We start from the raw sequence: 10825 nt of genomic DNA on the forward strand, positions 1-10825 counted from the left end.
TTAGGGGATTTTGGGGAATTTTGCAAAGGTCTCGTTCTTTCTGGTTTTCATTATATGACGAGCGAATTCTGCTTAAAATATAATCAATATTAGGATCGGAAAAACTAAATCCTAAGAAAAGAAAACGTTTGGTTAATAAATCTCCACGCAGTGCGGTAAAGAAATCATTTCTTGTTAAATGAAATTTTTCATAATCATCTTTAATTAAGACCGTTTGGTCTGGAAGAGAAGCATCACCATGTATTTTATAAACTACAGCGTCTCTTTTATGAATAGAGATAGGGAGTTGGCCTATACAATGTTTGATATCTACAACTTTCCCCGCATCTTTTAAAGCATTCTCTATCATTGAATCATAATTGGTTGTCCAAAAAGTATCTATAGGTAACCTAGCTAAAATTTTATGGTTCTCCGTTAGAACTGCTTGGTGAGAAAATTCATTCAAAATGATTTGATTTATTTTAGAACGATTCCCCTGTTTTTCATTGATGTAGTATTGTGCTAAGGAAATTAGATCATTTTCTTCCTTGTCAATATCCAAATCTAATTCTTCAGCTAAATCTTTAAGTAACCCTTTCCAATCCACGAATCCTGCAGCAACAGATAATCCAGCTCCTGCAAAAATTGCTAAATTATTCGCAGATAGCTCATTAACTAATTCTCGTATAAACTGTTTTTTGTTCATAATCTCTCTTCATTCTTTTGTTTGATAACTTTTCTTGAAATATGGATAAATAGGACTTTTTCAAGTATTTTTAAATAAACTATATAGCATACAACGGTACATTCACCAGCCAATCCTGTTCCCGATAATCCGCCATGGAAAAGCGAATTGCTTGTTCAGGCTGGAATTGTTCTACATACACTTTCAAACTTTTCGCTTTTAGATTTTCTTCTGCTTTGACTTCAATCGGAATCACAGCTTGCTTACGTTGCACAACAAAATCTACCTCTGCTGTACCTTTTTCAGTGGCCCAATAAAAAACAGGGTTTTCTTGGGTGGCAATCAGTTGTTGTAAAACGTATTGTTCGGTTAAAGCGCCTTTAAATTCGGTAAAAATACGGCTACCTTCTAGCAGTACGCTGGCATCCAAATTGCTTTGTGCGGCAAGCAGCCCCACATCTAAACCATACAATTTAAAGGCGTTATCTTGATAAGCGGAAAGTGGTAAATGTGGTTTCTTCACACGAGGCACGCTATGTACTAAGCCGCTGTCTTTTAACCATTGCAGAGCAACTTCATAGTCTTTGCTTCTCGCCCCTTTTTGTAGCTGAGCATAGATAAATTTTTTATTTTCTTTGGCAAGTTGCTCAGGAATGGAAGCCCAAATTGACCGTACTTTTTGCACAGTTTGACCATCGTGAATATGTTTGGAAAAATCTTGTTCATACGCCATCAATAAATTACGCTGTATTTGACGCACTTCATCGACATTTTGTGTTTCGATAAATACTTTTACCGCTTCGGGCATACCGCCGACAAAATAATATAGACGGAGCAAATCAATATAGGTGGTTTTCATGGCTGAAATTAGCGACCAGTCTTTCAGCTCAAGCAATTTCACCAAATCTTGTTTGCCAAGTGCAGTTAAAAATTCATGAAAATCCATGGGATAAAGTGGTAGAAAGTCCACTTTGCCGACAGGAAAAGAGACTTGATGATGTAATGATACCCCAAGCAATGAGCCTGCCGCGACAATATAAAATTGAGGTGCATTTTCGTAAAAATATTTGAGTGAAGATAATGCTTGAGGGACTTCTTGTACTTCATCAAAAATAATCAGAGTGTTTTCTGCTTGAATATCGACACCGCTTTCAATTTTCAAACCAAGCATTAAGCGATCAATATCATAGTCGCAAGAAAATAGCGTTTTCATGCGAGGGTTATTATCAAAGTTGATATACGCCACTTTTTCAAAGGATTGCTCGCCAAAGTGTTTCATCGCCCAAGTTTTTCCTACCTGTCTTGCTCCCTGAATAATTAATGGTTTTCGGTTTGTTTTGTGCTTCCACTTTTCTAAGGATTGTATGATCTTACGCTGCATAATGTCTCTTCAAAACAAGGGATATAGGCTAATTATACAGCATGAAATACACTTTTTCTAACGATACAAGTTTTCTTTTAAGCATTTTTTCAAATGAAAAAATGGTTGAAGTGTACATTTTCTAAAGCAAAGGAAGGGATAAAAGGCTTTTTTATGCCAAAGAGCGGTCAAATTTTCAGATATTTTTGCAAATCATCTTAAAAATTTGACCACTTGCATCATTATCAAGACCGCAGCCGTCTGAAACATTGATAGACCGGTTACTGATGTCCGCTTTCTGCTATTTTTGTCCATTTTGCCAATGTCTGCTTCATCTGTGCCTGAGGGATGAAGCGGGCCATCCGTTCTACTTCCTTGCCTTGATAAAACAGCAGCCATGCAGGTGCGGTCAGCACGTGGAAACGCCCGGCCATTTCGGGTATTTCAGCAATATCGGTTTTTACGGCATACACATTTCCTTCCACCGCCAAAGCTGAGTCAAGCTGGGCGGCCACGACCGTACAAACACCGCAGATTGGGGCTTTGATGTACAGTGATACTAAAGGGTGTGTGGCGATGGCCTGTTCGATGTCTTTCAGAGTGTGCAGTTGTTGCATGTCATGTACTCCTTTGAGCGATTAAGCACGTTTCAAGTTGTCTAGAAAAGGGGCTTTCAACGAAATGAAAACAAGAAAACGGTTTGAGTCGTCTAGATTTTTTCCACAACCACTTTTGCCCGCGCTTTCAGGCTGTTCAACACTGGGGAGGTGGCGGCGGAGCGGTCGGCGAAATTTTGCAGGGTAGGAAGGTCGGCGTCGGCTTTTACTTTTACGGTTAGCACCAGATTATCCAGTCCGCCGTAGCCATCTTCCATGCCGAACAGTTTGGCCATGTCGATACCGCCCCTTGCGGATATTTCAAACTGTTCCAGTTTCACGCCTGCCTGTGCTGCTTGCAACTCGAAACCTATGGAGCAGCAGCCTGCCGCAGCACCGATCAGGTATTCCATCGGACTTGGGGCGGCGTTTTCACCGCCCATGTTTTTCGGTTCGTCTGTGGTAAAGGCAGGGAAGCGGCGCACGGAGATTTCGTTCTTCGTGCCGGATACCCAGCGCGAATCGGCGCGTAATGCTGCCTTGCCTTTTGTATGGTCGTTTTCAACCGCTGCCATGGTAGTTCGGAAACGTTCGATATCTAACCCGTTAATCATGTTTTGTCCTTTCATATAATGAATTGCAGATGGTTTTTCGCTACACTATTTCGTACCAATTAGCGACTGACAAAATGGTGGGCAAAAGCCCACCACTTCAAGTTGATGTTTTATCATTAACCAAACACTTTTTTCAAATGTGCTTGGTAGTCTGCGAAGTATTGTTCTACTTGTGGATTTTTAACTACATCGTTACATGTAAATGTCGGTAGACGGGTCAAACCGATGAACTCGTTGAGTTTGTGGAAAGGCATGTACACAGCATCCACATCTTTGCCTTCAAAGAAGTCGCCTTCACGGGTGAACGCTTCAATCGGCGCATTCCAAGTAAGCGAAAGCATGTGTTTTTTGCCTTGCAACAAACCACCTGTACCGAAGCCTTCAGTTGGACTAACACGATGACGGCCATCACTGTGGTAAAGCTTGCCGTGTCCAGCGATAAATACTTCGTCTATGTATTTCTTCACTGTCCAAGGCTCGTGCATCCACCAAACAGGCATCTGCCAAATCACGGCATCCATCCACAAGAATTTTTCGATTTCTGCCTCAACATCATAGCCAGCATCAATCACAGTTTCTTTTACATTGTGTCCAAGTGCGGTCAAAACTTCTTTTGCTTTTTTGTGAAGCGTGTTGTTTAACTCACCATGCGAATGGCCGAATTCTTTACCACCGTTTAATAATAAAATGTTCATTTTTACTCCTAGAATAAATAATTTATAAAAAAGGATGTGATGTTTGCGGTTATTGTCCCGTTTTCCATGAAGCGATACGTTTCAAATTATCCACCGTGTCGTGATTGACGATGGCGTCGAACGTGCCGTCCAGTTTGGCAATTTCTGCTTTGTCTTCATCACTGAGGGCAAAGTCAAAGATGTTCAAGTTCTCCGCCATGCGTTCGGGTTTGGTGGATTTTGCCAATACAATTATGCCACGTTCCACCAGCCAGCGGGTAATCACTTGTGCCACAGATTTGCCGTATTTTGCACCGATTTTGCTTAACACGGGATTGTGGAAAATATCGTTTTTGCCTTCAGCAAACGGCGCCCATGCTTCCACGGCGATACCTTCAGCCTGCAAAGCGGAAACGGCTTCGGTTTTTTGTTGGAACGGATTAATTTCAATCTGATTGGCTTGCGGCATCACTTTATTGAATAGTCCCAAATCCACCGCGCGTACGGGCGAAAAATTGCTCACGCCGATGGCGCGGATTTTGCCGGCTGCCTGATATTCTTCCAGCGCGCGCCATGTGCCGTAACTGTCGCCGTAAGGCTGATGAATCAGCACCATATCGATGTAATCCAAATTCAGACGGCCTAATGAACGCTCCAGCGAGGCTTTAGTGGCTTCGTAGCCGAAATTTTCTACCCAAATTTTGGTGGTAACGAACAATTCTTCGCGCGCCACGCCGCTGTTTTTAATCCCCAAACCGACTTCGGTTTCATTCATATAAATCTGTGCGGTGTCGATGTGGCGGTATCCTGCTTTGATGGCAGCAATCACAGCTTGCTCGGTTTCTTCGGGGGGAATTTGAAATACGCCGAAACCGAGAATAGGAATTTTTATGCCATTGTTTAATGTGATGTTTTGCATGATATTGTCTTCTGTTTACTCTCATGAAAGTGCAGTCATTCTATGATTTGTTTTTATTGAGATCAATAGGGGTTGGCTTTATTATGCAATGAATTAAATTCACTAATAAAAGAGAGTTTAAAGAGAAAATGCAGAACTTTAACGAACTGAATTATTTTTTGACGTTGGCGCAAACGCAGAGTTTTGTGAAAGCGGGGCAACTTTTGGGGATTTCTTCTTCGGCGTTGAGCCACAGCATGAAAAATTTAGAAACGCGGCTAAATTTGCGCTTGTTCAACCGCACTACGCGCAATGTATCGCTGACCGAAGCGGGGCAGCAGCTTTTCGACCAACTTTCCCCACTTTATCAAGCCATAAACCAAGAAGTCGATGCATTAAATGATTTTTTGAATACGCCATCGGGATTGATTCGCATCAACGCCCCGGCGATGGCAGCGGAAGCCGTGTTGTATCCAAAATTAAAGCCGATTTTGAACCAATACCCGAAAATCCGCTTGGAAATCGTGGTGGACGATCGTTGGGCAGATATTGTGAAAGAAGGATTTGATATGGGCGTTCGGTTAGGTAACAAGGTAGCGAAAGAGATGATTGCGGTGCCAATTTCCGCACCGCTCAAAATGGTATTGGTTGCCTCGCCCGATTATTTGGCACAACACGGTTCGCCAAAAAATATTGATGATCTGCAACAGCACCACCTTATCGGCATAAAACTCTCCGCTGAACACGGCACGGAGATGCAGTGGGAATTCAAATACAAAAAAGAGCTGATTACGTTCACACCAAAATCGCAGTTTTCCATCAACAATCATCTGCGTCTGCAAGCCGTTTCAGACGGCCTTGGCATTGCGTGGATAGCACATATGAGCGTAGCGGATGCACTCAATTCGGGGCACCTGGTCGAGCTGTTGCCTGAGTATGCTATGACTTACGAACCGCTTTACCTCTATTACCCCAGCAGCCGTGGGCATTCCAATGTGTTTAAGTTGATTGTGGATGCGCTGCGGGTGGAGGTCGTCTGAAAATGTAAAAACAGCCTGACTTCTTTGCATGGATTTCAGACTGCTTTTTGCTTTCAGGTAGCCTTATAGCTTCTAGGAGACCTTATTCATATACCGCCTGCCACATTGCGTCCTGCACCGCCTGTACCCAGTTTTCAGGCTGCTTGGTCGCTACACCGTCCTTGACCGCCTGTTTGGCAACAGCAACAGCAACAGTAGCAGACGATGCACGCAGGTTATTCACCGATGGCAGGAGCGACGCGCCTTCGTCCTGTGGATTGACTTGCGAGGCGACTGCTTCAGCTGCAGCCAGCAGCATCCCGTTAGTAACGTGTTTCGCACCGGAAACGATAACCCCCAGCCCCAACCCTGGGTAAAGCATGGCGTTGTTAGCTTGACCGATTTCGTAGTTCACGCCTTTATACGGCACGGGTGGCACGGGGATGCCGACAGAAATGAGTGCTTTGCCATCCGACCATTTTATAGCCTCACTCGGCATCACTTCGATTTTCTCGGTCGGGTTAGATAACGGCAGCAGAATTGGGCGCTCTACGCCCGCACATAGGGCTTTGACTACGTCTTCAGTGAATGCGCCGTGATCGGTGGATGTGCCAATCAAGATAGTCGGTTTTACTTGTTTTACAACTTCGAGCAAGCCGATTTTACCGTCCGTTTTCGCCCAGTCGGCAACTTCGGCGGCGGGTCGGGCATATTCCTGCTGGTAATCGGGCAAGCCGTCCATGTCGTCAGTAACCAGTCCGTTGATGTCAATCAGCCATACGCGTTGTTTCGCTTCTTCGCGACTCAGGCCTTCGCGCTCCATCGCCGCACTGATTTGGTCGGCCATACCCGTTCCTGCGGTGCCTGCACCGTACACCACCAACTGCTGTTCGGCAAAGGTCTGTTTGGTCACTTTCAGGCCAGAGAATACGGCAGCCATCACAATCGCCCCCGTTCCCTGCATATCGTCGTTGAAAATACGGTATTGTCGGCGGTTCTCCACCAAAATGCGGCGGGCATTGGACGGACCGAAGTCTTCAAAGTGCAAAAGCGCATTGGGGAACATTTCAGCAGCAGTTTTCAGGTAGCTTGCAATCAATGCGTCGTAGCGTTCACCACGCACGCGGGCATGGCGATTGCCCAAATAAGCGGGATCATTGAGCAGGGCTTCATTATCTGTACCCACATCTAGATTCACAGCAATGGTGCGGCTGGGATGAATGCCCGCAGCAGCAGTATAAACTGCCAGTTTGCCGACGGAAATATCCGTGCCGTTCACACCCCAGTCGCCGATACCCAAAATCTCTTCCGCATCGGAAACCACAATCAAATCTACATCATCTGCACCCAAGCCCAGCGTTTCAAACGATGCACGGATGTTTTCAGGATGGTTTACATCCAGATAGACAGCTCGCGAACGGCGGTAGTCGCGGCTCCATTTTTTAATTGCTTCGCCGACAGTGGGGTCGTAAACGACGGGTAGCATTTCAGCTAGATGGTCAATCAGGAGTTTGTAGTACAGTACTTCGTTGCGGTTGTGCAGTTGATCGAGAAAGATATATTTTTCAATATCTTTTTCATAGGATGAAAACTGGCGGTAAGCACGCGTGGCCTGTTGTTCGAGCGTTTCTACAACGACAGGTAGGCGGCCGGTCAGGCCATATTTTGCTCGCTCTTCCAATGTGAAAGCGGTATCTTTGTTGGTGAGAGGGTTCTGTAGGATGGTGGGGGTGTTGCTCATATTGTGTCTCCTTTGAAGGTTAGGACAAAGTTCGTCCGAAAAATGGACTGTTATATTGTACTTAAAAAAATATGGATTAAAAGTTAATTTAACAACCTAGAAAGTCCTTAAAAGTTGATGATTAGCCTTTTAAAGACTACTAACAGACGTGTCACAATGAAACTGAATCTAAACCACACTGTTTCAGGCTACCTGAAACAGTGCAGGTGCCATTGGTCTGATTTTTTGAATGCGTGCCTACGAACCCCCATCCTGTTTTTCAGACGGTTTTTTTCATAACAAAGAGCGGTCAGTTTTTTAGGTATTTTTGCAAATTCTCTTTAAAAGATGACCGCTTATCAATCCAGTTTCAGGATTTCTCCGTCTTCCGGAACGTTCACACGGCTTTCAATGCCTTGACCGCGTATAAATTTACGCATATCGGCGCGGCTGACGGCGGTATGATTCACGGTATCCATGTGTACGGTAATGATTTTGGCTTTAGGCATGACTTGGCTGGCTTTTAATACATCAGCCGTCCCCATAATAATGCCGTCTGAAATGCCTGAAATCAGCGCGTAGCCCGTGTTCATAATCAGATAATCGGGTTTGTAGCGGTTCAATGCTTTGTTTACATCTGCCGTCCACACAGTATCACCCATGATATAAGCGGTTTTATGTCCGCTGCTTTGGAATACCACACCCATTGCATCGCCTAAGATTTCGGCTAGCTGAGGGTTGGCATACATGGCTTCTGTACCATGTACGCCGCCGGTCTTGCTGATGGTTACACCGTTGAAGACAGTGCTGCCGTTCAACACGCGTACATCAGTAAAGCCTTGGCTGCGGATTTTGGCAGCGTCAGCTTGGTGCTGCACATATACGGGCAGGTTTTTTGGAATGGAACGTGCGGCGGTTTCGTCCCAATGGTCTTCGTGAGTATGGGTAACGATAACTGCATCCACACCGTCCAAAATTTTATTCACGCTCATCGGCAGCCCGACCAGCGGCATTTTGGCTTGGTTATTGAACGTACCGGCAAAGCCGTTCATGGAATGCTTGGGGGCGAAAAACGGGTCAACCAAAAACGTCTGTCCTGCGTATTCGACTTTGGCAGTAGCGTTACGGATATGTTGGTATGAATCGTCTGCCCAAGCGGAAAAGGCTGTCGCGCCCAAAACAGTGGCAAGAATAAATTGCTTGAATTTCATGATGTTGCTCCTTAAAAAATCATGGAGCGTATTTTAAGCAGCAGGTGCATCGGCTAAAATAGGCAATATTGCCAATAAACGTAAGGATAGTGCCAAAATGTCGTCTGAAAACGAGCGTAACGAGTTTCGCCAAAATCAAGCTGTCCCCAAAATCGTGCTATATGCTCAATCGGGCATGAATGATTTTGTCTTCAACATTCCCTTTTCTGTTTTTCAGACGGCCTATCGGGACAATCCGCTCTTTGACCTGAAAATCTGTTCCGATGATAGCAAAGACGTCATCACGGCACTGGGCGCAAGCATTCCCGTACACGGCGGCTTGGATTTGATGGAAGAAGCCGACATCATCGTCATCGCAGGCTGGCGCAATATTGAAGAAACCCCGACGCCGGAACTGGCTGAGAATTTACAGCGGGCAGCGAAACGTGGTGCACATATTGTCGCCCTATGCTACGGCTCTTACGCCCTTGCCTACACAGGACTTTTAGACGGCAGAACCGCCGCGACCCACTGGCTTGCCGAAGACGATTTTGTCAGCCGTTTCCCTAAAATTCATCTGGATACCAACCGCCTATATGCGGAAGACGGCAATTTTTTAACATCGGCAGGTGCGGCGGGCGGGCTAGATTGCTGCCTGTACCTCATCCGCAAAATCCACGGTGCAACCGTTGCCAACGACCTTGCCCGTACCTTGGTTGCGGTACCACACCGCGAAGGCGGGCAGGCACAGTTTATCCACCGACCTGTCGAACGCCGTACCGCCGATGACAAAATCAATCACTTATTGGACGAACTGCGCCAAAACCTTGCAACCCCATACCGCTTGGACGATTTGGCAAAAAAATTAGCTGTTTCCCGCCGAACCTTTATCCGCCATTTTTCTCAAGCCACAGGCATGAATTTCGGTGAGTGGCTCACCACAGAGCGGCTATGGCAGGCGCAGGATTTGTTGGAAAATACGGATTTGCCGATAGACCGCATCGCTGAACAAAGCGGCTTCGGCAGCGCGGCAAACCTACGTTTGCAGTTCAAAGCCAAGTTTAAAGTCAATCCGAATGCCTGGCGGAAAGTATTTGGCAGATAGCTCGCGTTAGTCAATCTAAAATACCTGAGTGCAGGCTACTTCGGAGATCGTCTGAAAATACAAAAAAGCAGCCTATACTTTTCAGACGGCCTTTTTTCTTTTTCAAAGAGTAGAGAAATTTCAAAGAGTTTTTATAAATCATCTTCAAAATCCAAACGCTTGTTCTATCCTAATCATTTATATTCAAAGATGACAAGCTCAATCTCATCCTCGCCAATAGAGATAGCGACTCTTATATGGACACAAGATGCCGTCTGAAACAATATCACGCTGTTCACAAAGTGAATCAACTTTTTTCCTTTTTACCCCACCAAAACCGACGTCATACTAAGCGAGCCTGCAATCAAATTATCATTGAAAAATGTAATATCGTCTTGCCGTTCGCGTAATGCCATGATGTACAGCAACGGCAAGTAATGATCCAGCGTTGGCACAGAAAGCTCGGCCTTTTCGCCTAGCTGCTGATAATGCACCAAAGTTTCATTATCTCGTGTTGCAATCGCCTGATTGACCGTTTCCCGAAAAGCAAACGCCCAGTCATAACCCGCACCGATTTGATCAATATGTTCCCAGCTTATCGCCCTCAGATTATGCACAATGTTGCCGCTGCCGATAATCAACACGCCTTGTTCTCGTAAAGCCGCTAACTTTTTCGCCAAGTTGAAATGCCATTCCGCCGATTGCAAACGGTTAAGGCTAAGTTGCACTACTGGAATATCGGCATCAGGATAGAGATATTTCAACACCGCCCAAGCGCCATGATCAAAGCCTCGTATTGGGTTCAGCTCGACATTTTCCGGCTGCAATAATGACCTCATTTGCTCCGCCAGCTCAGGCGAGCCAGGTGCAGGATATTGCACTTGGCTGAGCTCTTCAGGAAAGCCGTAGAAATCGTAAATCATTTCAGGGTGTTCACCAGACGTAACCTGCAAACGGCTGCTGTACCAATGTGCTGAAATCATCAAAATAGCTTTTGGTTTGGCAA

11 protein-coding genes are annotated in these 10825 nt (G+C 45.3%); 2 read left to right on the forward strand and 9 right to left on the reverse strand.

Annotation, left to right across the window (positions count from 1 at the left end; all coding sequences use genetic code 11):
- From HMPREF2608_RS10845 to HMPREF2608_RS10870, 6 genes are all read right to left on the reverse strand, one after another.
- On the reverse strand, positions 1-685 hold a 685-nt coding region (locus tag HMPREF2608_RS10845; protein ID WP_210402787.1), incomplete at its 3' end, for an SIR2 family NAD-dependent protein deacylase.
- Positions 686-764: 79 nt separating this feature from the next.
- On the reverse strand, positions 765-2045 hold the full coding sequence (locus tag HMPREF2608_RS10850) for an ATP-binding protein (RefSeq protein WP_070827049.1): 1281 nt from the start codon (positions 2043-2045) through the stop codon (positions 765-767).
- A 260-nt stretch (positions 2046-2305) separates the two neighbouring features.
- Entirely contained in the window at positions 2306-2641 is a 336-nt protein-coding gene (locus HMPREF2608_RS10855; RefSeq protein WP_070827050.1) for a thioredoxin family protein, read from the reverse strand.
- A 92-nt stretch (positions 2642-2733) separates the two neighbouring features.
- Positions 2734-3234 carry an OsmC family protein gene (locus tag HMPREF2608_RS10860; RefSeq protein WP_283115577.1) on the reverse strand — a complete coding sequence of 167 codons (501 nt, stop codon included), beginning with the start codon at positions 3232-3234 and terminating at the stop codon, positions 2734-2736.
- 116 nt (positions 3235-3350) lie between these two features.
- Positions 3351-3929: an NAD(P)H-dependent oxidoreductase gene (locus tag HMPREF2608_RS10865; RefSeq protein WP_023887408.1), complete on the reverse strand. Its 579-nt coding sequence runs from the start codon at positions 3927-3929 to the stop codon at positions 3351-3353.
- Between the two features lie 49 nt (positions 3930-3978).
- Positions 3979-4827, reverse strand: a complete 849-nt coding sequence (locus tag HMPREF2608_RS10870) for an aldo/keto reductase (protein WP_070827052.1) — start codon at positions 4825-4827, stop codon at positions 3979-3981.
- A 128-nt stretch (positions 4828-4955) separates the two neighbouring features.
- Here HMPREF2608_RS10870 and HMPREF2608_RS10875 point away from each other — a divergent pair, with 128 nt between their 5' ends.
- The gene (locus tag HMPREF2608_RS10875; protein WP_070827053.1) at positions 4956-5846 is read left to right on the forward strand and encodes a LysR family transcriptional regulator; all 891 of its coding nucleotides are present in this window, start codon (positions 4956-4958) and stop codon (positions 5844-5846) included.
- 82 nt (positions 5847-5928) lie between these two features.
- On the opposite strand, the gene HMPREF2608_RS10880 is transcribed toward HMPREF2608_RS10875, so the two are convergent.
- A complete protein-coding gene (locus HMPREF2608_RS10880) occupies positions 5929-7566 on the reverse strand; it encodes an NAD-dependent malic enzyme (protein WP_070827054.1) in 1638 nt (545 codons plus the stop codon).
- A gap of 338 nt (positions 7567-7904) precedes the next feature.
- Positions 7905-8756, reverse strand: coding sequence for an MBL fold metallo-hydrolase (locus HMPREF2608_RS10885; protein ID WP_070827055.1), 852 nt, complete (start codon positions 8754-8756; stop codon positions 7905-7907).
- Between the two features lie 97 nt (positions 8757-8853).
- Here HMPREF2608_RS10885 and HMPREF2608_RS10890 point away from each other — a divergent pair, with 97 nt between their 5' ends.
- On the forward strand, positions 8854-9840 hold the full coding sequence (locus HMPREF2608_RS10890) for a GlxA family transcriptional regulator (RefSeq protein ID WP_070827056.1): 987 nt from the start codon (positions 8854-8856) through the stop codon (positions 9838-9840).
- A 302-nt stretch (positions 9841-10142) separates the two neighbouring features.
- On the opposite strand, the gene ygiD is transcribed toward HMPREF2608_RS10890, so the two are convergent.
- Positions 10143-10825, reverse strand: a 683-nt coding sequence (gene ygiD, locus HMPREF2608_RS10895; protein ID WP_070827057.1) for a 4,5-DOPA-extradiol-dioxygenase, incomplete at its 5' end; no start/stop codon positions are given.

Source organism: Neisseria sp. HMSC064D07, from assembly GCF_001837185.1.
GTDB classification, from domain to species: domain Bacteria; phylum Pseudomonadota; class Gammaproteobacteria; order Burkholderiales; family Neisseriaceae; genus Neisseria; species Neisseria flavescens_C.

What these genes read in the sequence shown, in the direction of transcription:
- HMPREF2608_RS10850 (WP_070827049.1), bottom strand. Translation starts at nt 2,045, where the DNA reads ATGCAGCGTAAGATCATACAATCCTTAGAAAAGTGGAAGCACAAAACA.
- HMPREF2608_RS10855 (WP_070827050.1), bottom strand. Translation starts at nt 2,641, where the DNA reads ATGCAACAACTGCACACTCTGAAAGACATCGAACAGGCCATCGCCACA.
- HMPREF2608_RS10860 (WP_283115577.1), bottom strand. Translation starts at nt 3,234, where the DNA reads ATGATTAACGGGTTAGATATCGAACGTTTCCGAACTACCATGGCAGCG.
- HMPREF2608_RS10865 (WP_023887408.1), bottom strand. Translation starts at nt 3,929, where the DNA reads ATGAACATTTTATTATTAAACGGTGGTAAAGAATTCGGCCATTCGCAT.
- HMPREF2608_RS10870 (WP_070827052.1), bottom strand. Translation starts at nt 4,827, where the DNA reads ATGCAAAACATCACATTAAACAATGGCATAAAAATTCCTATTCTCGGT.
- HMPREF2608_RS10875 (WP_070827053.1), top strand. Translation starts at nt 4,956, where the DNA reads ATGCAGAACTTTAACGAACTGAATTATTTTTTGACGTTGGCGCAAACG.
- HMPREF2608_RS10880 (WP_070827054.1), bottom strand. Translation starts at nt 7,566, where the DNA reads ATGAGCAACACCCCCACCATCCTACAGAACCCTCTCACCAACAAAGAT.
- HMPREF2608_RS10885 (WP_070827055.1), bottom strand. Translation starts at nt 8,756, where the DNA reads ATGAAATTCAAGCAATTTATTCTTGCCACTGTTTTGGGCGCGACAGCC.
- HMPREF2608_RS10890 (WP_070827056.1), top strand. Translation starts at nt 8,854, where the DNA reads ATGTCGTCTGAAAACGAGCGTAACGAGTTTCGCCAAAATCAAGCTGTC.